We start from the raw sequence: 22,272 nt of genomic DNA, 5'->3' as shown, positions 1-22,272 counted from the left end.
CGGTCGCACATCAAGCAAAAAGGCGCCCTCGGGCGCCTTTTTGCATGGCATCCCGCACCGGCGTCAGAACTGGTCTTCCGTCAACGCGAGCACGCCCTCGTTGCCCTTCGTGCCGACGATCGACGCTTCGAGCGCGCCTGCCTGCACCAGCACGTGCTCCGCATAGAGCTGCGCGATCGCGATCTTCGCGTCGAAGAACGCCGGGTCGCTCGCGCGGTTCGCCTGCGCCGCCACCAGCGCGCGCGCCATCTGCCATCCGCACAGCACCACGCCCGCCAGCTTCAGGTACGGCACGCTGCCCGCGAACACCGCGTTCGGGTCCTGCTTCGCGTTCGCCAGCACGTAATCCACCACCGACGACAGCGCCTTCGCGCCCTTCTCCAGCTGCACCTTCATCGATGCGGCCGCCGCACCGTCCAGCTTGCCCAGCGCCTCGACCGTCCCGCCGATCTCCGCGATCAGCGCCTTCGCCACCGCACCGCCGTCGCGCAGCGTCTTGCGGCCCACCAGGTCGTTCGCCTGGATCGCCGTCGTGCCTTCGTAGATCGCCAGGATCCGCGCATCGCGGTAATACTGCGCCGCGCCCGTCTCCTCGATGAAGCCCATCCCGCCGTGCACCTGCACGCCCAGGCTCGCCACGTCGTTCACCATCTCCGTGCTCCAGCCCTTCACGACCGGCACCAGATACTCGTAGATTGCCTGATGACGCGCCCGCGTCGCCTCGTCCGAATGGCGGTGGGCAATGTCGCTGTGCGCCGCTGCCACGTAGGCCAGCGAGCGTGCGCCTTCGGTCAGCGCGCGCATCGTGCCGAGCATCCGGCGCACGTCCGGGTGATGGATGATCGTCACCGACTGCTTCGCCGACCCGTCCACCGGGCGGCTCTGCACGCGCTCCTTCGCGAATGCCGCAGCCTTCTGGTACGCGCGGTCGGCCACGCCGATCCCCTGCATCCCGACGCCGAAGCGCGCCGCGTTCATCATGATGAACATGTATTCGAGGCCGCGATTCTCCTCGCCGATCAGGTAGCCGATCGCGCCGCCGTGGTCGCCATATTGCAGCACCGCCGTCGGGCTCGCCTTGATCCCGAGCTTGTGCTCGATCGACACGCAGTGCACGTCGTTGCGTTCGCCCAGAGAGCCGTCCTCGTTCACCAGGAACTTCGGCACGATGAACAGCGAAATGCCCTTCACGCCTTCCGGCGCGTTCGGCGTGCGCGCCAGCACCAGGTGGACGATGTTGTCCGCCATGTCGTGCTCGCCCCACGTGATGAAGATCTTCGTGCCGAACACCTTGTACGTGCCGTCGCCCTGCGGCTCGGCGCGCGAACGCACCAGCGCGAGATCCGAGCCCGCCTGCGGCTCGGTCAGGTTCATCGTGCCGGTCCATTCGCCCGAGATCAGCTTCGGCACGTAGCGCTGCTTCTGCTCGTCGGTGCCGGCCGTCAGCAGCGCCTCGATCGCGCCGTCGGTCAGCAGCGGACACAGCGCGAACGACAGGTTCGACGCGTTCAGCATCTCGATGCACGGCGTCGCGATCAGCTTCGGCAGCCCCTGGCCGTCGTATTCGGACGGGTGCTGCAGCCCCTGCCAGCCGCCTTCGACGAACTGGCGGAACGCTTCGCCGAAGCCCGGCGTCGCGGTCACGACACCGTCCTTCCAGCTGCTCGGATTGCGGTCGCCTTCGACGTTCAGCGGCGCCAGCACCTCGCCGCAGAATTTCGCGGACTCGTCGAGCACGGCCTGCGCCGTGTCGTAACCGGCGTCCTCGAAACCCGGCAGTTGCGCAACGGTGTCGATGCCCGCGAGTTCCTTCAGCACGAACAGCATGTCCTTGACGGGGGCGTTATAGCTCATGGTGCTCCCTCTTCTATCTTCTGTCGATGGCGAAAAAAAGGGGCGCTCGTCGCGCCCCTCTTTTCGTGTGCTTACCGCCTGAGCGTCACACTGCGTCAGCCGAGCTCGGCGACGAGCTCCGGCACGAGCGCGAACAGATCGCCGACGAGGCCATAGTCGGCCACGCTGAAGATCGGTGCTTCCGGATCCTTGTTGATCGCGACGATCACCTTCGAATCCTTCATGCCGGCCAGATGCTGGATCGCACCCGAGATGCCGACCGCGATGTACAGCTGCGGCGCGACGATCTTGCCGGTCTGGCCGACCTGGTAGTCGTTCGGCACATAGCCGGCGTCGACTGCCGCGCGCGACGCGCCCAGTGCGGCGCTCAGCTTGTCGGCCAGCGGCTCCAGCACCTTCGTGTAGTTCTCGCCGCTGCCCAGACCACGGCCGCCCGACACGATGATGCTCGCCGACGTCAGCTCCGGACGGTCCAGCTTCGTCACTTCACGGCTCACGAACTGCGACTTGCCGGCATCCGCCGCCGCTTCGATCTTCTCGACCGACGCGCTGCCGCCTTCCGCTGCAACCGGATCGAAACCGGTCGCGCGCACCGTGATGACCTTGATCGGGTCGCTCGACTGCACCGTCGCGATCGCGTTGCCCGCGTAGATCGGGCGCTCGAACGTGTCGGCCGAGTCGACCGCCGTGATGTCCGAGATCTGCGCGACGTCCAGCTTCGCGGCGATACGCGGCGCGATGTTCTTGCCGTATGCAGTCGCCGGCGCGAGGATGTGCGAGTAGTCCTTCGCGATGTTCAGTGCGGTCGCTTCGACGTTTTCCGCGAGGCCCGCTTCGAGTTGCGGCGCGTCGGCCAGCAACACCTTCGATACGCCTGCGATCTTCGCGGCCGCATCGGCTGCGGCCTGCGCGTTGTGACCCGCGACCAGCACGTGAATGTCGCCGCCGATCTTCGCCGCCGCCGCCACCGTGTTCAGCGTCGCGGCCTTGATCGACGCGTTGTCGTGTTCTGCAATCACCAGAATCGTCATTTCTATCCGCTCCCTTTACAGCACCTTGGCTTCGGTCTTCAGCTTCTCGACCAGCGTCTTCACGTCCGGCACCTTCACGCCGGCTGCGCGCTTCGGCGGCTCTGCCACCTTCAGCGTCTTCAGACGCGGCGCGACGTCCACGCCGAGGTCTTCCGGCTTCACCGTTTCCAGCGGCTTCTTCTTCGCCTTCATGATGTTCGGCAGCGTCACATAGCGCGGCTCGTTCAGGCGCAGGTCGGTCGTCACGACCGCCGGCAGCGTCAGCGACAGCGTTTCCGCACCGCCGTCGACTTCGCGTGCGACCGTTGCCTTGCCGTCCGCGATCGTGACCTTCGACGCGAACGTCGCTTGCGGAAGACCAGCCAGCGCGGCCAGCATCTGGCCCGTCTGGTTCGAATCGTCGTCGATCGCCTGCTTGCCGAGGATCACCAGTTGCGGCTGTTCCTTGTCGACCAGCGCCTTCAGGATCTTCGCGACGGCCAGCGGCTCGACGCTGTCGTTCGACTCGACGAGGATCGCGCGATCCGCGCCGATCGCCAGCGCCGTACGCAGCGTTTCCTGCGCTTGCGTCACGCCCACCGACACCGCGATCACTTCGGTCGCGACACCGGCTTCCTTCAGGCGCACGGCTTCTTCAACGGCGATTTCGTCGAACGGGTTCATCGACATCTTCACGTTCGCGATGTCGACGCCCGTGTTGTCCGACTTCACGCGGACCTTCACGTTGTAATCGACCACTCTTTTCACTGGCACCAGGATTTTCATGCACACGCTCCAAAGTTACGAATACGACCAGAGGCCATTCTATAGCGAGGCCTCATGACTGCGCGGCCAAGCGGACCCAACCATCATGGTTGTCGAGGATACCGCTTCTTGACGACGCGCCAATGATAGCGAACGATCGTTCTATTTTAAAAGAGAAAAAACCCGGACGCAAAGCCCGGGTTTTCGATCATCGACTCTAATCGCGCCGGGCGCCCCGTTGTTCGCCCGTTACCAGGCGGCAATGACCGCTCCGCCGAACTTGCCTTCGATGAACTGCTTCACATCGGCCGAATGATAGGCCGCGATCAGTTTCGCCACCCATGGCTTGTTCCGGTCCGCCTCGCGGATCGCCAGGACGTTCGCGTACGGGCCGTTCGGCCCTTCGATCGCGATCGCGTCCTGTTTCGGTTTCAACCCCGCTTCCATCGCGTAGTTGGTATTGATCGCGGCCGCGTCGACGTCGCCGAGCGAGCGCGGAATCTGTGCCGCATCGAGTTCGACGATCTTCAGCTTGCGCGGATTGTCGACGATATCGAGCGGCGTCGCCTTCAGCCCCGCGTCCGCACGCAGCTTCAACAGGCCCTGCCTCTGCAGCAACAGCAACGCGCGGCCGCCGTTGGTCGGATCGTTCGGCACCGCGATGCGCGCGCCCGGCTTCAGTTCGGTCAGCGACTTCACGCGCTTCGAATAGATGCCCATCGGGAACGTGACGGTATCCGCGACCTTGATCAGCTTGTAGCCGCGATCCTTCACCTGCGCCTGCAGATACGGGTCGTGCTGGTAGCTGTTCGCATCGAGGTCGCCCGACGCAAGCGCGGCATTCGGCTGCACGTAATCGGAGAATTCGACGATGCGGATGTCGAGGCCGCTCTTCGCCGCGACCTTCTTCACCGCCTCCATGATCTGCGCGTGCGGCCCGCCCGTCACGCCTACCTTGATGGTTTCGGCCTGCGCGTGCGCGCCCGCGAACAGTGCGGCCGCGCCGAGCGCCGCCACGAATTTCAGCATGAAGCGTCGTTGCATCGTCATTCCCCCAAACACGTCGGATGTCGCTTTACTTGTGGCTCAGCCGGCGGACGAGCCAGTCGCCGAACGACTGCACGATCTGCACGAACACGATCAGGATCGCGACCACCGTCCACATCACTTCGGGCAGATAGCGCTGGTAACCGTAGCGGATCCCGAGATCGCCGAGCCCGCCGCCGCCGATCGCACCCGCCATCGCCGAATAGCCGACCAGCGACACGAACGTGATCGTCAGGCCCGCGACGACGCCCGGCAGCGATTCGGGCAACAGCACCTTGAAGACGATCTGCGACGTGGTCGCGCCCATCGATTGCGCGGCCTCGATCAGCCCGCGGTCGACTTCGCGCAACGCCGTCTCGACGAGACGCGCGATGAACGGCGCGGCCGCAAGCGTCAGCGGCACGACCGCCGCGGCCGTGCCGATCGACGAACCCGTGATGAGCCGCGTAAACGGAATCACCGCAACCAGCAGGATGATGAACGGCGTCGAGCGGACGGCGTTCACGATGCCGCCGAGCACGCGATTCACCGCGAGGTTCTGCAGCACACCCTGACGGTCGGTCAGGTAGAGCAGCACGCCGAGCGGCAGGCCGACGAGCGCGCCGACCGCCCCGGAGATGCCGACCATGATCAGCGTCTCCCAGAACGACTGCACGAACATATCGAACATCTCACTCAACATACGAAAGCTCCTCCACCACCACACCTTGTTCGCGCAGGAACGCGAGCGCCTGCCCGACCTTGCCCGGCTCGCCGCCCGCGAGCACCGCGAGCGAACCGAATGCCTGCCCCTGGATCTCGTCGATCTGGCCGTGCAGGATGTTGAAATCGAGTTCGTACCGGCGGATCGTTTCCGACAGGATCGGCTGGTCGACACCCGAGCCCGTAAACGCAAGCCGCAGCAGGTGCCCGCTGCCGGTCTTCAGCCGCTCGGCCACGCGCGCCTTCAGCGCGGGCGGCAACTCCTGCGCGATGACGTCGCCGATCAGCGCGCGCGTCACCTCGTGATGCGGCTGCAGGAACACGTCGATCACGCGGCCTTCCTCGACCACGCGCCCCGCATCGAGCACCGCGACGCGATCGCACACCTGCTTGATCACTTCCATCTGGTGCGTGATCAGCACGATCGTCAGGCCGAGTTCGCGGTTGATGCGCTTCAGCAGGTCGAGGATCGAGCGCGTGGTCTCGGGGTCGAGCGCGGACGTCGCTTCGTCCGACAGCAGCACCTTCGGCTGGCTCGCGAGCGCGCGTGCGATGCCGACGCGCTGCTTCTGCCCGCCGCTGATCTGCGACGGATAGCGATCCTTCTGCGCGGACAGCCCGACGAGGTCGAGCAGCGGCAGCACCGCGGCCTCGATGTCGGCACGGCTCGCGCCGGCCAGTTCGAGCGGCAGCGCGACGTTGTCGAACACCGTGCGCGACGACAGCAGGTTGAAGTGCTGGAAGATCATGCCGATCTCGCGCCGCGCCTCGCGCAGCGCGCCTGCCGGCAGCAGCGTGAGATCGCGCCCGCCGACGACGACATTGCCTTCGGTCGGCCGCGTGAGCAGGTTGATGGTGCGCACGAGCGTGCTCTTGCCGGCGCCGCTTCGGCCGATGATGCCGAACACCTCGCCCTGCGGGATCGTCAGGTTGATGTTGCGCAGCGCCTCGACCCAGCCGCCCGGCCCGGGAAATCGCTGCGAAAGATTGCGTAATTCGATCATGTAAACAAAACGGCGGCCGGCTGGCGAGTTGGCCCGCCAGTCGGCCGCCGATGCATCTGGAATAACCGTCGATTTTACCGCAAACCCCTCATTCCCCTTAATAATCGATTTCGATCTTTTCATAACCGCACGAAATTAGAGGGATGCCGCTGGCGCGCCACGACGGTGCCGCGACTATGATCCGGAACACCGACCAACCGACAGGGGACACGCCAGATGACCGCCACCACCACGCCGGCCGCCGCACCTGCCTCCGCCGGACCGGCGCCTTCGTCCTCCCCCGCGCCGACGATGGGCCGCCTGCGTACCGCGGACGGGCTCGAACTGGCGTCGTACCGCTGGCCTGCTGGCGACGGCACCGAGCCGCCGCGCGCGACGATCGCGCTCGTACATGGCCTTGCCGAACACGCGGGTCGCTATGCCGCGCTGGCCGGCCGGCTGAATGCGGCCGGCATCGAGGTGCGCGCGATCGACCTCCGCGGGCACGGCCAGTCACCCGGCAAGCGCGCCTGGGTCGAGCGCTTCGACGGCTACCTGAACGATGCGGATGCGCTGGTCGCCGAAGCCGCACGCGGCAATTCGCCGCTGTTCCTGATGGGGCACAGCATGGGCGGGGCGATCGCGGCGCTGTACGCGATCGAACGCGCGCCGGCACGCGGCCACGCGCTGACGGGCCTCGTGCTGTCGAGCCCGGCGCTCGCGCCGGGACGCGACGTGCCGCGCTGGATGCTCGCCGTGAGCCGCGTCATCAGCCGCATATGGCCGACCTTCCCCGCAATCAGGATCGATGCCGCGCTGCTGTCGCGCGATCCGGCCATCGTCGCAGCCAATCGCGCCGATCCGCTCGTCCATCACGGTGCGGTGCCCGCGCGCACCGGCGCGGAGATTCTCGACGCGATGGCACGCATCGAAAGCGGTCGCGGCGGGCTGCGCGTGCCGGTGCTCGTCTATCACGGCACCGAGGACAAGCTGACCGAACCCGACGGCAGCCGTGCGTTCGGTGCGCGCGTCGGCTCGCCCGATCGCACGCTGACGCTGTACGAGGGCGGCTTTCACGAAACGATGAACGATCTCGAACGCGATCGCGTGATCGACGCGCTGATCGCGTGGATTCACGCGCGCGTGCCGGCGCGCTGAGCGCGCCCGGCCCGGCCGGTCACGCGATCGTCAGATGCCGGCCAGTACGCGCAGGTGCGCGACGACGCTGCGCCCGAGCGCGGACAGGTTGTAGCCGCCTTCGAGGCAGCTCACGATGCGCCCCTGCGCATGCCGGCGCGCCACGTCGACGATCTGCGCGGTCAACCATTCGAAGTCGGCTTCGACGAGGCCGAGGTTGCCGATGTCGTCCTCGCGATGCGCATCGAAACCCGCGGACACGAACAGCATCTGCGGCTTGAATGCATCGAGGCGCGGCAGCCAGAACATGTCGACGGCTTCGCGGATCGCCATCCCGTTGCTGCGCGCGGGCATCGGCAGGTTGACCATGTTCGGCGCCTGGTGATCGACGCCCGAGAACGGGTACAGCGGATGCTGGAAGAAGCTGCACATCAGCACCCGCTCGTCGTTCGCGAACGCCGCCTCGGTGCCGTTGCCGTGATGCACGTCGAAATCGATGATCGCGACACGCTCCAGACCGTGTACGTCGAGCGCATGTCGCGCGGCGATCGCGACGTTGTTGAAGAAGCAGAAACCCATCGCGCGCGCAGGCTCCGCATGGTGGCCGGGCGGACGCACGCCGCAGAACGCATTCGCATAGCGGCCTTCGATCACCGCGTCGGTCGCCGCGATCGCGGCGCCGGCCGCACGCAGTGCCGCGCGCCACGTATCGCGGTTCATCAGCGTATCGGGATCGATCTCGACGTAGCCGTCGACCGGCGTCATGCTCCGGATGTAGTCGATGTGCGCCTGCGTATGCACCCGGCCCAGCGCCACCTCGCTCGCGAACGGCGCGGTTTCGTGCACGATCAGGTCGTCGATGCGGCTCGCGATCAGTTGATCCTGGATCGCCGACAGGCGGGCCGGGCATTCCGGATGCCACTCCCCCATCTCGTGCAGCATGCAGTCGGGGTGCGTATAGAAAGCGGTTGCCATAAGCTGTCATCCGCGGCGCACGCTGCGCCACAGGTCTCCATCAATGATGTCCATCGTCTGCCGCGAATTCGCCGCTAACTTACCACAACGGTGGCCTGCCACGCCCCGGCGCGCCGGATCCGTCGGGTATACTGCGCCGAACTCACTGCCTTGTCCGCCCCGGTTCGTCATGAATTACAAGAAGCCTGCCGCACCCTTCTCCGCGCCGTACCGCGTTCGCCTCCCACTCGTTGCCATCGCCCTCGCCGCCGCGCTGTCCGCTGCGCCGGCCGGTGCGCAGACGCAGCCGGCGGCGTCCGCCGGCACGCGCGTCGCACAGGCCCAGCCGCAACAGCCGACGCCGCCAGGCCAGACCTTCGAAGAGGAAATCGTTCCGCAGCGTTACGCGAACAACGCGAAGGTCGACGCGTTCATCGACGAGATCGCGAGCCGCGACGGCTTCAATCCGGCCAGCCTGCATGCGCTGTTCTCGCGCATCAGCTATTCGGCGACGGCGGTCAAGCTCGTGAAGCCGGCCCCGTCGCCGACGGTCAAGAACTGGCGCGTCTATCGCTCGCGCTTCATCGAGCCGATCCGCATCAACGCGGGCGTGAAATTCTGGAAGGCGAACCAGGCAACGCTGCAGCGTGCATCCGAGCAGTTCGGCGTGCCGCCCGAGGTGATCGTCGGCATCATCGGCGTCGAGACGATCTACGGCCGCTACATGGGCAATTTCCGCGTGCTCGACGCGCTGACGACGCTCACGTTCGACTATCCGGACACGCCGAATCGCGACAGCCGCCAGGCGACGTTCCGCAAGAACCTCGAGGATTTCCTGGTCTGGACCCGCGACAACCAGCTCGACCCGACCACCGTGCTCGGTTCGTATACGGGCGCGATCGGGATCCCGCAGTTCCTGCCGAGCAGCATCCGCGAATATGCGGTCGACTTCGACGGCACGGGCCATGTCGACCTGCGCAGCAGTCCGGTCGATGCGATCGGCAGCGTCGCGAACTACCTGAAGCAGCACGGCTGGGAAACCGACCGCCCGGTGGTCTGGCAGATCACGCCCGACACGGGCAGCCTGGGGATCGCACAGGCCGCCGCCGACGGCCAGCCGGAACCGCACTGGGCACTGTCGCAACTGCTGCGCGCGGGCATGACGCTGAACGAGCCGGCGATCGATATCGCTGCCGAGGCGGACACGCCCGTGACCGTGGTCGACCTGCCGTCGCCGGGTCGTGCGACCGAATACATGCTCGGGCTCAAGAATTTCTACGTGCTGACGCGCTACAACCGCAGCTTCTTCTACGCACTCACCGTGTACCAGCTCGGCGAGGCCGTAAAGGCACAGATGGAAGCGAGCGGCGCGCTCAGGCCCGCCGCCGCGAACCCGCCACAGGCCGCGCAGTAAGCGCTCCGGCCATCAGCAAGAAGCCCCGCGATCGCGGGGCTTCTTCGTTTGATGCGTCTGGTCTCGCTTACGCGGGAAATACGCCCGTGGACAGGTAGCGGTCGCCGCGATCGCAGACGATGAACACGATCGTCGCATTCTCGACCTGACGCGCGATGCGCATCGCGACTTCGCATGCGCCGCCCGACGAAATGCCCGCGAAGATGCCTTCGACGGCCGCGAGCCGGCGCGCCATCGTTTCCGACGCAGCCTGGCTCACGTTCTCGACGCGGTCGACACGCCTGCGATCGAAGATCGTCGGCATATAGGCTTCCGGCCACTTGCGGATGCCCGGAATGCGCGAACCGTCTTCCGGCTGCGCACCGACGATCTCGATCGCCGGATTCTGCTCCTTCAGATAGCGCGACGTGCCCATGATCGTGCCCGTCGTGCCCATGGCCGACACGAAGTGCGTGACGCGCCCTTCGGTATCGCGCCAGATTTCCGGGCCCGTCGCTTCGTAGTGCGCGACCGGATTGTCGGGGTTCGCGAACTGGTCGAGGATCACGCCCTTGCCTTCGCGCTGCATCTCGTCCGCGAGGTCACGTGCCAGTTCCATTCCGCCCTTCACCGGCGTCAGGATGATTTCGGCACCGTAGGCGGCCATGCTCTGGCGGCGCTCGACCGACAGGTCCTCCGGCATGATCAGCACCATCTTGTAGCCGCGGATCGCCGCTGCCATCGCGAGTGCGATACCGGTGTTGCCGCTCGTCGCCTCGATCAGCGTGTCGCCCGGCTTGATGCGCCCGCGCGCCTCGGCCTTGCTGATCATCGACAGCGCCGGACGATCCTTCACGGAACCGGCCGGATTGTTGCCTTCGAGCTTCGCGAGCACCACGTTGTTGCGCGCGCGAATCTCGTCGTCCGGCAAGCGGACCAGTTGGACGAGCGGCGTATTGCCGATCGTGTCTTCGATAGTTTTGTAAGCCATGGATATACCGTGAGTACGAGGCCGATCAATCGATCGATTGTAAACCAGCGCAGAAGTGCGCGCCGCCTAGCCCCATTGCAGCGATGGATACCGGCGCCGGACCGACATGAGCGCGCAGGCGGGACGTCCACGCAAAAAACCCGCGGCATGCCGCGGGAAGCCGTCGCAACGACGGCCTGAAGGAACCGTTTCACCGGGCTCGCGAACCCGACCCCGGGTGCGCTATTTCTGGGCGGTGCGCGCCGCGGCCGGTTTGGCCGGCGTCGTCGCCGGCGCGGCCGCTGGCTTGGCGGCCGCAGGTGCGGCGCCTGCGCCGGCCGCACCGATCGTCAGGCCTTCCTGCTGAAGCCGCTCGACCGTATGGCCGCCCATGCCTTTCACGCGCGCCGCGAGGTCGTCGGCGTTCTTGAACGGACCGCGTGCGCCCCGTTCGTCGAGAATCGCCTTGGCCCGCGCCGGGCCGATGCCCTTGATGCCGACGAGTGCATCCTCGTTGGCGGTGTTGACGTCGACGGCCGCCCAGGCCGACGCGATCGTGCCGAGCATTGCCGCTGCGGCCAACCATTTCCTGATCATGTGCTGGATCTCCGATGAATACGGCCGGCGGCTGCCGACCGTGAGACCCAGTCTATCGATGCAACGCTTCCGCTTAAACCTGGCCGGATAGCCAACGCACGTAGCGGTCGACACCTTCCTGCACGGTCAGGAACGGCGCGTCGTAACCGGCCGCGCGCAGCTTCGTCTGGTCGGCCTGCGTGAAGCACTGGTACTTGCCGCGCAGCGCATCGGGGAACGGCACGTATTCGATCAGCCCTTGCTCGACCTGCTGCGCGAGTGTCAGCGGCGGCAGGTTGTCGAGCGCGCGCAACGTATTCACGACCGTCGTCGCGATATCGTTGAACGGCTGCGCGCGGCCGGTCCCGAGGTTGAAGATGCCCGACTTCTCCGGATGATCGAAGAAGAACAGGTTCACCTTCGTCACGTCCTCGACCGACACGAAGTCACGCGTCTGCTCGCCCGGTGCGTAGCCGTTGTACTCGCCGAACAGCTTCACCTTGCCTTCCGCGCGGAACTGGTTGAAGTTGTGGAACGCGACCGACGCCATGCGCCCCTTGTGCGTCTCGCGCGGGCCGTACACGTTGAAATAGCGGAAGCCGGCGATCTGGCTCTTCGCGGTCGGCAGCACACGACGGATCACCTGGTCGAACAGGAACTTCGAATAGCCGTAGACATTCAGCGGCGCCTCGACGTCGCGCTCCTCGACGAATCGCGTCGAGCCGCCGTAGATCGCCGCCGACGACGCATACAGGAACTGCGTGCCCTGTGCGAGGCAGGTGTCGAGCACCGCGCGGCTGTAGCGGAAGTTGTTGTCCATCATGTAGCGGCCGTCGGTTTCCATCGTGTCCGAGCAGGCGCCTTCGTGGAACACCGCGCGTACCTTGCCGAAATCGCCGCGCGCGAAGCGTTCGACGAATTCCGTCTTGTCCAGATAGTCGTCGATCTCGCAATCGACGAGATTCCGGAACTTGTCCGCGCGCGTCAGGTTGTCGACCGCGATGATGCGCGTCTCGCCACGCTCGTTGAGCGCCTTGACGATGTTCGCGCCGATAAAACCGGCTGCGCCGGTGACGATGAGGGTCATGATTGCTCTGCCTAAAAAGAGAAACGAAACAGCGCACAGCGCGTCCACCGCACCGCGCGCATGCGCTCAATGGAACAACTCGCCACAGTTGGCCGCGGCAACGCCCGGCACGCTTTGCTCGGCTTCTATCGTGCGATCAAGCCTGGGGGTCGACATGGGGACGTCCGATCGCGTAGTAGTCGATGCCCAGTTCGGCCATCGCGTCCGGCTCGTACAGGTTGCGCCCGTCGAAGATCACCGGCGCCTTCAGCTCAGCCTTCAGGCGCGTGAAATCGGGGCTCCGGAACTCCTTCCACTCGGTCACGATCACGAGCGCGTCCGCGCCCGTCACGGCGATGTCCTGCGTATCGACGAAGTGCAGGCGCGACAGCGCGTCGGAACCCGCGCCGAGATCCAGCGCAAACACGCGCCGTGCCTCGTCGACCGCGACCGGATCGTACGCACGCACGGTCGCGCCGCGCTCGAGCAGCGCGGCGATCAGGCGGCGGCTCGGCGCCTCGCGCATATCATCGGTGTTCGGCTTGAACGCCAGGCCCCAGACCGCGAACTCGCGGCCGGTCAGGTCGGCACCGAAGCGCTGCTCGATCTTGCCGATCAGCACGTCCTTCTGCGCATGGTTGGCCGCCTCGACGGCTTCCAGGATGCGCAACGGCTGGCCGTTCTCGCCGGCCGTGCGAATCAGCGCCTGGACGTCCTTGGGGAAGCACGAGCCGCCGTAGCCGACGCCGGCGTACAGGAAGTGATAGCCGATGCGCGGATCGGAGCCGATCCCGCGGCGCACGGCCTCGATGTCGGCGCCGACCTTGTCGGCGAGATTCGACATCTCGTTCATGAACGAGATACGCGTTGCAAGCATCGCGTTCGCCGCGTATTTCGCGAATTCCGCCGACCGCACGTCCATGTAGATCGTGCGCTCATGGTTGCGGTTGAATGGCGCGTAAAGCTTCTTCATCTTCTCGCGCGCGATCGTTCCCGTCTCGTCGTCGTCGACGCCGATGATGATCCGGTCCGGACGCATGAAGTCCTCGACCGCGGCGCCTTCCTTCAGGAATTCCGGGTTCGACACGACCGAGAAGCGATGCGCGACGCTGCCCGCCAGCCCACGAGCGGCAAGCGCTTCGTCGACCACGCCGCGCACGCGCTGTGCGGTACCGACCGGCACCGTCGACTTGTCGACGATCACCTTGAAGCCCGTCATGTGGCGGCCGATGTTGCGCGCGGCTTCGAGCACGTACTGCAGGTCGGCCGAGCCGTCCTCGTCGGGCGGCGTGCCGACGGCGATGAACTGGATCTCGCCGTGCGCGACGCTTGCCTCGATGTCGGTCGAGAAGCGCAGGCGCCCCGCTGCGCGGTTGCGCGCGATGATGTCCAGCAGCCCAGGTTCGTGAATCGGCATCCCGCCGTTGTTCAGGATGTCGATCTTGCGCGGGTCGACGTCGAGGCAGAAGACGTCGTGGCCGATCTCCGCCAGGCAGGCGCCCGTGACAAGACCGACATAGCCGGTGCCGATGATGGTGATTTTCATAGATGTTCCGGTACTTCCCGGTAATTGACTAACTTGGCCGCCGGGACGAACCCGGCGGCAACCGCAGCGCGTTGGCCCCGCGTGCCGGGATCAGCCCGGCATCGCAGGATCGACGCGGCGCGGCGCATAGGTTTCCCAGCCGCTGCAGCCCGGACACTGCCAGTAGAAATTGCGTGCCCGGAAACCGCAATTCTGGCACGTATACCGTGGCAAATTCTTGGTGCGCTGCTTGATCAGCGCACGCATCATTTCAAGTTCCTTACGGCGCGGTTCATCGGCCGCCGCGATCTGCGCATCGAGCAGGTGCAGCATTCCCGACAGGTTCGGCGCCTTCTCCATCTGCGTGCGCGCGAGCGTGTGCGCCGCGTCCTGGCCGCGCAAGCCCGCGATGTGCTGGTATGCGATGTCGAGCAGGTCGTTCGACGGATAGCGGTCGACATAGCCCATCAGCAGCTCGGCGCCTTCGGCGTTCTTGCCGAGCGCGACGTACGCCTTCATCAGCTTGTCGGCGACGAGCGGCAGATACGCCGGATTCTGCGCTTCGACGCGCTTCCAGTGCTCGATCGCGGCCGCATGGTTGCCCTCGGCCGCCGCGGCGTCGCCGGAGAGGATCGTCGCGCGAACGTTCTGCGGGTTCACGGTCAACGCGAGGCGCAACTGTTCGGCGGCCGCTGCCGCGTTCTTGCGCTGCAGCGCGTCCTGAGCAAGTTCGCAGTGAAACTGCGCGATCTCGGTGCCGAGAGAACCCGCGCCCATCGACTCGATGCGCTTCGCCGTATCGATCGACTTGTTCCAGTCCTTCTCGATCTCGTAGATCGTCAGCAGCGCCCGCTGCGCGCCGAGTGCACGGTCGCCGTCGACCAGCATGTGGAAGGTTTCTTCCGCGCGATCGAGCAGGCCGGCCTTCAGGAAATCCTGGCCCAGCTCGTACAGCGCGTGGTCGCGCTCGTTGACCGGCAGGTCCGTGCGGCTCAGCAGGTTCTGGTGCACGCGGATCGCGCGGTCGGTTTCGCCGCGGCGGCGAAACAGGTTGCCGAGTGCGAAGTGCAGCTCGACCGTCTCGGGATCCAGCTTGGCGACCTCGATGAACGCGTCGATCGCCTTGTCGGGTTGTTCGTTCAACAGAAAATTCAGGCCGCGGAAATACGAGCGCGGCAGGTTGGCACTCTCCGACAGGAGATTCTTCAGGTCATAGCGTGACGCCGCCCAACCGAGCGCGAACGCGACCGGAATCGCGAGCAACCACCAAAAATCCAGATCCATGCGAAATATCGAAGCAGAGACGAAAACCGCGCAGCCTTCGCGCGGCTTGAAAGGTCGTTAAATGACGGGCGGCATCGGCGGCTGGTCGATGACGGCCGGCGTTTCGCGCGCCGCGCGCAGGTCGCGCTTCAGGCGCCCGTTCTCGAGACGCAGGCGGAAGATCGAAGGCAACGCGGACAGCAAGCCAGCCAGCAGCCCCACGGCAAAGAACGCGAGGCCGATCAGGATCAGCGGCGCCTGCCATGAATAGCCGGCCACGAAATTCAGCGTCGCGGTTTGCGTATTGGCCAGCGCAAGCACCAGCAGCAGTACGAACACCAATACCCGGATCAGCCAGACGATAAACTTCATGAAGCCCTCTCTTTGTTGAGGTTTGCCGCGGCGCGCGACTCCCCTTCGCCGCACCGAATCGACCCGTATTGTAAAGGAAGCGTTTCTGCGTCAGCGCATCCGTTGCATGCACGCGCCCGCGCGCATCGGACACGTGCCGCAAAAATAAAAAAAGCGCCCGCAAGGGGCGCTTTTCTTTTCAGCCTTCGCCGGATGGGTTCCGGGCAATCCGGGTGACGCTCAACGCTCGTCATCCGGATCGTCAGCCTTCAGCGGCTCACCGGCGCGGCCGTCGACGCGTTCCCGCAATTCCTTGCCAGGCTTGAAGTGCGGCACGAATTTCTCGGGCACCTGCACTTTCTCCCCTGACTTCGGGTTGCGTCCGACGCGCGCCGGGCGACGGTTGAGGCCAAAGCTGCCGAAACCCCGAATTTCGATACGATGCCCTTTCGCCAGGGCGTCAGACATCGCATCGAGCATCGTTTTCACCGCGAAATCCGCATCCTTGAGGACAAGTTGCGGAAATCGCGATGCCAGCTGCGCGACCAACTCGGATTTGGTCATACTTCAGCAGACCTCGTGAGGCTTACTGGTTCTGGCCGTCGAGCTTCGCCTTCAGCAGCGCGCCGAGGTTGGTCGTACCGGTCGCAGCAGCGCTGGTGTCCGACTGCAGGCCGCGGATCGCTTCCTGTTGTTCAGCCGAATCCTTCGCCTTGATCGACAGGTTGATGCCGCGCGACTTGCGATCGATGTTGATCACCATCGCGTTGACCTTGTCGCCTTCCTTCAGCACGTTGCGAGCGTCTTCGACGCGATCCTGCGAGATTTCCGACGCGCGCAGGTAGCCTTCGATGTCGCCCGTCAGCGTGACGACCGCACCCTTCGCATCGACCGTCTTCACGACGCCGTCGACGATCGAGCCCTTGTCGTTCATTGCAACGTAGTTGCTGAACGGGTCGCCTTCGAGCTGCTTGATGCCGAGCGAAATACGCTCCTTCTCGACGTCGATACCGAGCACGATGGCTTCGACTTCGTCGCCCTTCTTGTACTTGCGAACGGCTTCTTCGCCGGCTTCGCTCCACGACAGGTCCGACAGGTGGACCAGGCCGTCGATGCCGCCCGGCAGACCGATGAACACGCCGAAGTCGGTGATCGACTTGATTGCGCCCGTGATCTTGTCGCCCTTCTTGAAGTTGCGGCTGAAGTCATCCCACGGATTCGGCTTGCACTGCTTCATGCCGAGGCTGATACGACGACGGTCTTCGTCGATCTCGAGGACCATGACTTCGACTTCGTCGCCCAGCTGGACAACCTTCGACGGCGCAACGTTCTTGTTGGTCCAGTCCATTTCCGACACGTGGACGAGGCCTTCGATGCCCGATTCCACTTCGACGAATGCGCCGTAGTCGGTGATGTTCGTGACCTTGCCGAACAGGCGCGTGCCCGACGGGTAACGGCGCGAGATGCCTTCCCACGGATCGTCGCCCAGTTGCTTGATGCCCAGCGAGACGCGGTTCTTCTCTTGGTCGAACTTGAGGATCTTCGCGGTGACTTCCTGGCCAACCGACAGGACTTCGCTCGGGTGACGCACACGACGCCATGCGATGTCGGTGATGTGCAGCAGGCCGTCGATGCCGCCGAGGTCGACGAACGCGCCGTAGTCGGTGATGTTCTTGACCACGCCGTTGACGATCGCGCCTTCCTTCAGCGTCTCGAGCAGCTTCGCGCGCTCTTCGCCTTGCGTTGCTTCGATCACTGCACGACGCGACAGCACGACGTTGTTACGCTTGCGATCGAGCTTGATCACGCGGAACTCGAGCGTCTTGCCTTCGTACGGGGTCGTGTCCTTGACCGGACGCGTGTCGACCAGCGAACCCGGCAGGAACGCGCGGATGCCGTTGACCATCACGGTCATGCCGCCCTTCACCTTGCCGGTGATCGTGCCGGTGACGAGTTCGTTGTTGTCGAGCGCCTTTTCCAGCGACAGCCACGATGCAAGGCGCTTCGCCTTGTCGCGCGACAGGATCGTGTCGCCGTAGCCGTTTTCGAGTGCGTCGATCGCGACGGACACGAAATCGCCCGACTGCACCTCAACCTCGCCCTGATCGTTCAGGAATTCCTCGATCGGAATGTAAGCCTCGGACTTCAGGCCTGCATTGACGACCACGAAGTTGTGGTCGACGCGCACGACTTCGGCGGAAATCACTTCGCCGGCGCGCATGTCTTGGCGGGTCAGCGACTCTTCGAACAGAGCCGCGAAAGATTCAGTATTCGGGGTGGAGGTTTGCAGGTCGGACATAAAAATCTGATTGTGCATGGATCGCTGTGCCACGCCGGCCGGAATGGCAGGCTGAAAGGGCCAGATCGATGACCACACGGGGTTAAGGGTTCGAAACACGCTCCGCGCTTGCGACGCGGAACACCTACTGCTGCCCGCCTTCTCAGGCGGGCTGGCCGAGCGCCCGGTACCACTGCAGCACCTGGTCGACCGCTTCATCGACCGAAAGCGCCGACGTATCGAGCAGCCTGGCATCTGCCGCAGGCTTCAGCGGCGCGGCCGCGCGATTGCTGTCGCGCGCGTCACGTTCACGAAGATCCCGGAGCAAGTCATCTATATTAGCAGAAAAACCTTTTTGCATCAATTGCTTATGCCGTCTGGTCGCGCGCGCCTCGGCGCTGGCCGTCAGGAACACCTTCAACACGGCGTCCGGGAAGATCACGGTGCCCATGTCGCGCCCGTCCGCAACGAGGCCCGGCGTCTTGCGGAACGCGCGCTGACGCGCGACGAGCGCGGTGCGCACCGGCCCATGCACGGCAATCGCCGATGCGCGGTTGCCGACCGCTTCGGCACGGATGTCGTTCGACACATCGACGCCGTCGAGCTGCGCGCAGCCCTCCCGGAACGTGATGTGGAGATCGTCGATCAGCTTCACCAGCGCGTCGATGTCCTCTGCCGCGATGCCGTAGCGCACGCTCGCGAGCGCGGCGAGGCGGTACAGCGCGCCGCTGTCGAGCAGGTGAAAGCCCAGATGCGCGGCGACGAGCGCGGCGACGGTGCCCTTGCCGGAAGCAGTCGGGCCGTCGATCGTGATGACGGGAGTCGGGTGAAAGGGTCGGGTCGATTTCATCGGAACAGTCGGGTCAGGCTTTGGCGAGCGCGGCGAAGCGGTCGAAATAGTCGGGGAACGTCTTGCCGACGCACTTCGGATCGTTGATCCGCACGGGCACGCCGCCCAGGCTGACGAGCGAGAAGCACATCGCCATCCGGTGATCGTCGTACGTGTCGATCGCCGCGTTCGGCGTGAGCTTTTCCGGCGGCGTGACGACGAGATAGTCAGGGCCCTCCTCGACGATCGCGCCGACCTTGCGCAGCTCGGTCGCCATCGCGGCGATACGGTCGGTTTCCTTCACGCGCCAGCTCGCGATGTTGCGCAGCGTGCTCGTGCCGTTCGCGAACAGCGCCGCGACCGCGATCGTCATCGCCGCATCGGGGATCAGGTTGAAATCCATGTCGATCGGCTCGAGCTTGCCATGGTCGTGGCCGATGCCGCGCACGTCGATCCAGTCGTCGCCCATCGTCACGTTCGCGCCCATCTGCATCAGCGCGTTCGCGAAACCGACGTCGCCCTGGATGCTCGCGCGCCCCACGCCCTCGACACGCAGCGGCCCGCCGCCGAGCGCGCCGGCCGCAAGGAAGTACGAGGCCGACGACGCATCGCCCTCGACCATGATCCGCCCCGGCGATTGGTAGCGAACCCCGGCCGGCACGACGAAGCGCTGCCAGCCGTCGCGCTCGACGGTCACGCCGAAGCGCTCCATCAGCCGGATCGTGATGTCGATGTACGGCTTCGAGATCAGCTCGCCGTCGATCTCGACGACGGACTGGCCGTCCTTCGCCTTCACGAGCGGCAGCGTCATCAGGAGCGCCGTGAGGAACTGGCTCGACACGTCGCCGCGCACGCGGATCGGCGCATCGACCGAGATCGTCGCGGGCTTGATCCGCAGCGGCGGGTAGCCTTCGTTCAGCTCGTAGTCGATCTGCGCGCCGATCTGGCGCAGGCCGTCGACGAGATCGCCGATCGGCCGCTCGTGCATGCGCGGCACGCCGTGCACGCGATAGTCGCCGCCGTTCACCGCGAGCGCGGCGGTCAGCGGCCGCACGGCCGTGCCCGCGTTGCCGAGGAACAGGTCGGCCGTCTTCGCGGTGAATGCGCCGCGCGTGCCCGTGACGACACAGGTATCGCCGTCGCGCGCGAGCTTCACGCCGAGCTTGCCGAGTGCGTCGAGCATCACGCGCGTGTCGTCGGAATCGAGCAGGTTGGTGATCGTCGTTTCGCCTTCGGCCAGCGCCGCGAGCAGCAGCACGCGGTTCGAAATGCTCTTCGAGCCGGGCAGGCGCACGGTGCCCGATGCGCTGGAGTACGGGCCGAGATCGAGATAGTCCATGGGAATCGTCCTGTTATTTCTTGACCGGTTCGGCAGCGGGCGCGCCGCCGCGCTCCTGCCATGCCTTGCGCGCGGCGCGCGAACGCGTGAACACGGCTTCGAGCGCCGCGCCGTCGCCGGCGTCGATCGCCGCGCGCAGTCGCGTGAGCACGCGTGTATAGCCGTCGAGCTCGTCGAGCAGCGCCGCGCGATTCGCGACGCACACGTCGCGCCACATCTCCGGGCTCGACGCCGCGATGCGCGTGAAATCGCGGAAACCGCCCGCCGCGTACGAGAACTTGAGTTCCGCGTCGGCCTCGCCGAGGATCTGCTCGACGAGCGCGAACGACAGCACGTGCGGCAAATGGCTGATCGACGCAAACACGCGATCGTGCTGCGCCGTGCTCATCGTGCGCACGTCGGCGCCGGTCGCGCGCCACATCGCGTCGATCCGCGCGACGGATTCGGGCGCGTTCTCCGGCAGCGGGCACAGCACCACGTTGCGACCGACGTACAGATCCGGCAACGCGGCCTCGACGCCGCTCGACTCGCGACCGGCAATCGGATGCCCCGGCACGAACTGCGCGATGCGTGCGCCGAGCGCGTCGCGCGCGGCCGCGACGACATCGGACTTCGTACTGCCGGCGTCGGTGACGATCGTCGCTTCTTCGAGCCACGGCGCGATGCGCGTGAGCAACGGGCCCGTCTGCGCAACGGGAGCCGCCAGCAGCACGAGATCGGCGCCGGCCAGCGCGTCGCGCAATTGCACGTCATCGTCGAGTGCCGCCGCGCGATCGATCACGCCGAGCGCGAGCGCGCGCTCGACCGACGCACGCGAACGGCCCACGCCGACGACCTCGCCCGCACCGCCCGGCGCGCGTTCGCGCAGCGCGCGGGCCAGCGATCCGCCGATCAGGCCGACGCCGAAAATGACCAGTTTGTTGAATGCAAAGCCTGACACGACAAGAGCCAAGTTGCGCGTGGCGGCCGATGCCGCGCTACGCGAGAGTCCAGATTCCGGGCGGACCGGCGGCCGGCGCCATGCGCCGAACGTCGTCCGCCCCGCCTTCGGCAGCGCCGACCGGCCTGCCCTGCCCACTCCGGCGCGATGCGCGCCGGCACCACCGCGACGCGCGCCGCGTCAGCGCGCGCGCGGATACGAACCGAGTATCTTCAGGAACGCAGCCTTCTGGCCGAGTTCCGCGAGCGCGGCGGCCACCGCCGCATCGTCCCGGTGCCCTTCGATATCGATGTAGAAGTAGTACTCCCACGTGCCGACGCGCGCCGGGCGCGACTCGAAGCGCGTCATCGACACGCCGTGCCGCGCGAGCGGCTCGAGCAGCTTGAACACGGCACCCGGCTCGTTCTTCACCGACACGATCAGCGACGTCTGGTCGTAACCGCTTTGCCCGGCCGGCTGCTTGCCGACGATGACGAAGCGCGTGCGGTTGTGCGGATCGTCCTGGATCAGCGAGAACGCGATCTGCAATCCGTAGTGTGCGGCCGCACGGTCGCCCGCGATCGCCGCGACGGTCGGATCGGCCGCCGCGAGACGCGCGGCCTCCGCGTTGCTCGCCACGGCCTGCCGCTCGAGCTGCGGCGCATTCGCCGCGAGCCACTGCTGGCATTGCGCAAGCGCCTGCGCATGCGCGCAGACACGCTTCACGCCGTCGAGCGTGCCGCCCTGCGTCAGCAGGTTGTGATGGATCGGCAGCGCGAGCTCACCGCTGATCAGCAGTTGCGTCTGCAGCAGCAGGTCGAGCGTGCGCGACACGGCGCCTTCGGTCGAATTCTCGACCGGCGCGATGCCGTACGCGACAGCCCCGGCCTCGACCGAGCGGAATACCTCGTCGATCGACGGGCACGGCAGCCCTTCGATCGACTGGCCGAAATACTCGAGCATCGCCTGTTCGCTGTACGTGCCGACCGGCCCGAGGAACGCGACGTGGATCGTCTGCTCGAGCGCGCGGCTCGCGGCCATGATCTCGCGCCAGATGGCGCTGATGTGCTCACTCGCGAGCGGCCCCGCGCTCATGTCCTGCAGCCGCGCGATCACCTGCAGCTCGCGCTCCGGGCGGAACACCGGCGCGTTGAAATGCTTCTTGACCTCGCCCACCTCCAGCGCCACCGCGGCGCGCTGGTTCAGGAGCGCGATCAGCTGCGCATCGATCGCGTCGATGCGATCGCGCAGCGGTTTCAGGCGGGAATTCAGTTCGTCGTCCATGCGTTTTGCCGTGCTGTTTGAACAGCG

At 65.9% G+C, this 22,272-nt stretch carries 21 protein-coding genes; 2 read left to right on the top strand and 19 right to left on the bottom strand.

The window, feature by feature from the left end; all coding sequences use genetic code 11:
* Nucleotides 1-63: 63 nt before the first annotated feature.
* From WT26_RS08635 to WT26_RS08610, 6 genes are all read right to left on the bottom strand, one after another.
* Nucleotides 64-1,854: an acyl-CoA dehydrogenase gene (locus WT26_RS08635; RefSeq protein WP_069272617.1), complete on the bottom strand. Its 1,791-nt coding sequence runs from the start codon at nt 1,852-1,854 to the stop codon at nt 64-66.
* Between the two features lie 95 nt (nt 1,855-1,949).
* Nucleotides 1,950-2,885 carry an electron transfer flavoprotein subunit alpha/FixB family protein gene (locus WT26_RS08630; RefSeq protein ID WP_059666582.1) on the bottom strand — a complete coding sequence of 312 codons (936 nt, stop codon included), beginning with the start codon at nt 2,883-2,885 and terminating at the stop codon, nt 1,950-1,952.
* Between the two features lie 15 nt (nt 2,886-2,900).
* Nucleotides 2,901-3,650 carry an electron transfer flavoprotein subunit beta/FixA family protein gene (locus WT26_RS08625; protein ID WP_021157446.1) on the bottom strand — a complete coding sequence of 250 codons (750 nt, stop codon included), beginning with the start codon at nt 3,648-3,650 and terminating at the stop codon, nt 2,901-2,903.
* A gap of 228 nt (nt 3,651-3,878) precedes the next feature.
* Entirely contained in the window at nt 3,879-4,673 is a 795-nt protein-coding gene (locus tag WT26_RS08620; protein WP_069273715.1) for a MetQ/NlpA family ABC transporter substrate-binding protein, read from the bottom strand.
* 31 nt (nt 4,674-4,704) lie between these two features.
* A complete protein-coding gene (locus tag WT26_RS08615) occupies nt 4,705-5,358 on the bottom strand; it encodes a methionine ABC transporter permease (RefSeq protein ID WP_059529774.1) in 654 nt (217 codons plus the stop codon).
* On the bottom strand, nt 5,348-6,382 hold the full coding sequence (locus WT26_RS08610) for a methionine ABC transporter ATP-binding protein (protein WP_059529676.1): 1,035 nt from the start codon (nt 6,380-6,382) through the stop codon (nt 5,348-5,350). Before WT26_RS08610 ends, WT26_RS08615 begins: the two co-directional genes overlap by 11 nt.
* Nucleotides 6,383-6,598: 216 nt before the next feature.
* Here WT26_RS08610 and WT26_RS08605 point away from each other — a divergent pair, with 216 nt between their 5' ends.
* Nucleotides 6,599-7,519: an alpha/beta hydrolase gene (locus tag WT26_RS08605; protein WP_059667404.1), complete on the top strand. Its 921-nt coding sequence runs from the start codon at nt 6,599-6,601 to the stop codon at nt 7,517-7,519.
* 30 nt (nt 7,520-7,549) lie between these two features.
* Here WT26_RS08605 and WT26_RS08600 read toward each other — a convergent pair whose 3' ends face one another.
* Nucleotides 7,550-8,473 carry a histone deacetylase family protein gene (locus WT26_RS08600; protein WP_011351344.1) on the bottom strand — a complete coding sequence of 308 codons (924 nt, stop codon included), beginning with the start codon at nt 8,471-8,473 and terminating at the stop codon, nt 7,550-7,552.
* Between the two features lie 169 nt (nt 8,474-8,642).
* On the opposite strand from WT26_RS08600, the gene mltB reads away from it, so the two are divergent.
* Nucleotides 8,643-9,866: a lytic murein transglycosylase B gene (gene mltB / locus WT26_RS08595; RefSeq protein WP_069272616.1), complete on the top strand. Its 1,224-nt coding sequence runs from the start codon at nt 8,643-8,645 to the stop codon at nt 9,864-9,866.
* Between the two features lie 67 nt (nt 9,867-9,933).
* On the opposite strand, the gene cysM is transcribed toward mltB, so the two are convergent.
* The 12 genes from cysM to pheA form a co-directional block, all read right to left on the bottom strand.
* Nucleotides 9,934-10,836, bottom strand: coding sequence for a cysteine synthase CysM (cysM, locus tag WT26_RS08590; protein ID WP_059529669.1), 903 nt, complete (start codon nt 10,834-10,836; stop codon nt 9,934-9,936).
* Between the two features lie 222 nt (nt 10,837-11,058).
* Nucleotides 11,059-11,412, bottom strand: a complete 354-nt coding sequence (locus tag WT26_RS08585; protein WP_069272615.1) for a ComEA family DNA-binding protein — start codon at nt 11,410-11,412, stop codon at nt 11,059-11,061.
* Nucleotides 11,413-11,485: 73 nt separating this feature from the next.
* The gene (rfaD, locus tag WT26_RS08580) at nt 11,486-12,478 is read right to left on the bottom strand and encodes an ADP-glyceromanno-heptose 6-epimerase (protein WP_059529665.1); all 993 of its coding nucleotides are present in this window, start codon (nt 12,476-12,478) and stop codon (nt 11,486-11,488) included.
* A 136-nt stretch (nt 12,479-12,614) separates the two neighbouring features.
* A complete protein-coding gene (locus WT26_RS08575; protein WP_069272614.1) occupies nt 12,615-14,003 on the bottom strand; it encodes a UDP-glucose dehydrogenase family protein in 1,389 nt (462 codons plus the stop codon).
* 90 nt (nt 14,004-14,093) lie between these two features.
* Nucleotides 14,094-15,266, bottom strand: a complete 1,173-nt coding sequence (gene lapB, locus WT26_RS08570; RefSeq protein ID WP_069272613.1) for a lipopolysaccharide assembly protein LapB — start codon at nt 15,264-15,266, stop codon at nt 14,094-14,096.
* Nucleotides 15,267-15,323: 57 nt separating this feature from the next.
* Nucleotides 15,324-15,617, bottom strand: coding sequence for a lipopolysaccharide assembly protein LapA domain-containing protein (locus tag WT26_RS08565; RefSeq protein WP_021157458.1), 294 nt, complete (start codon nt 15,615-15,617; stop codon nt 15,324-15,326).
* 219 nt (nt 15,618-15,836) lie between these two features.
* Nucleotides 15,837-16,160, bottom strand: coding sequence for an integration host factor subunit beta (locus WT26_RS08560; protein WP_006486894.1), 324 nt, complete (start codon nt 16,158-16,160; stop codon nt 15,837-15,839).
* 22 nt (nt 16,161-16,182) lie between these two features.
* Nucleotides 16,183-17,895, bottom strand: coding sequence for a 30S ribosomal protein S1 (gene rpsA, locus WT26_RS08555; protein WP_027788061.1), 1,713 nt, complete (start codon nt 17,893-17,895; stop codon nt 16,183-16,185).
* A 142-nt stretch (nt 17,896-18,037) separates the two neighbouring features.
* The gene (gene cmk / locus WT26_RS08550; protein WP_048249628.1) at nt 18,038-18,724 is read right to left on the bottom strand and encodes a (d)CMP kinase; all 687 of its coding nucleotides are present in this window, start codon (nt 18,722-18,724) and stop codon (nt 18,038-18,040) included.
* A gap of 13 nt (nt 18,725-18,737) precedes the next feature.
* Nucleotides 18,738-20,042 (bottom strand): 3-phosphoshikimate 1-carboxyvinyltransferase, encoded by a 1,305-nt coding sequence (gene aroA / locus WT26_RS08545; protein WP_069272612.1) that lies wholly within the window; start codon nt 20,040-20,042, stop codon nt 18,738-18,740.
* A gap of 13 nt (nt 20,043-20,055) precedes the next feature.
* The gene (locus WT26_RS08540) at nt 20,056-20,982 is read right to left on the bottom strand and encodes a prephenate dehydrogenase (protein ID WP_059529651.1); all 927 of its coding nucleotides are present in this window, start codon (nt 20,980-20,982) and stop codon (nt 20,056-20,058) included.
* 180 nt (nt 20,983-21,162) lie between these two features.
* Nucleotides 21,163-22,245 carry a prephenate dehydratase gene (pheA, locus tag WT26_RS08535; protein ID WP_069272611.1) on the bottom strand — a complete coding sequence of 361 codons (1,083 nt, stop codon included), beginning with the start codon at nt 22,243-22,245 and terminating at the stop codon, nt 21,163-21,165.
* Nucleotides 22,246-22,272 lie beyond the last annotated feature (27 nt).

It is taken from the genome of Burkholderia cepacia, assembly GCF_001718835.1.
GTDB classification, from domain to species: domain Bacteria; phylum Pseudomonadota; class Gammaproteobacteria; order Burkholderiales; family Burkholderiaceae; genus Burkholderia; species Burkholderia cepacia_F.
This window is presented reverse-complemented; position numbering and strand designations above follow the sequence as displayed.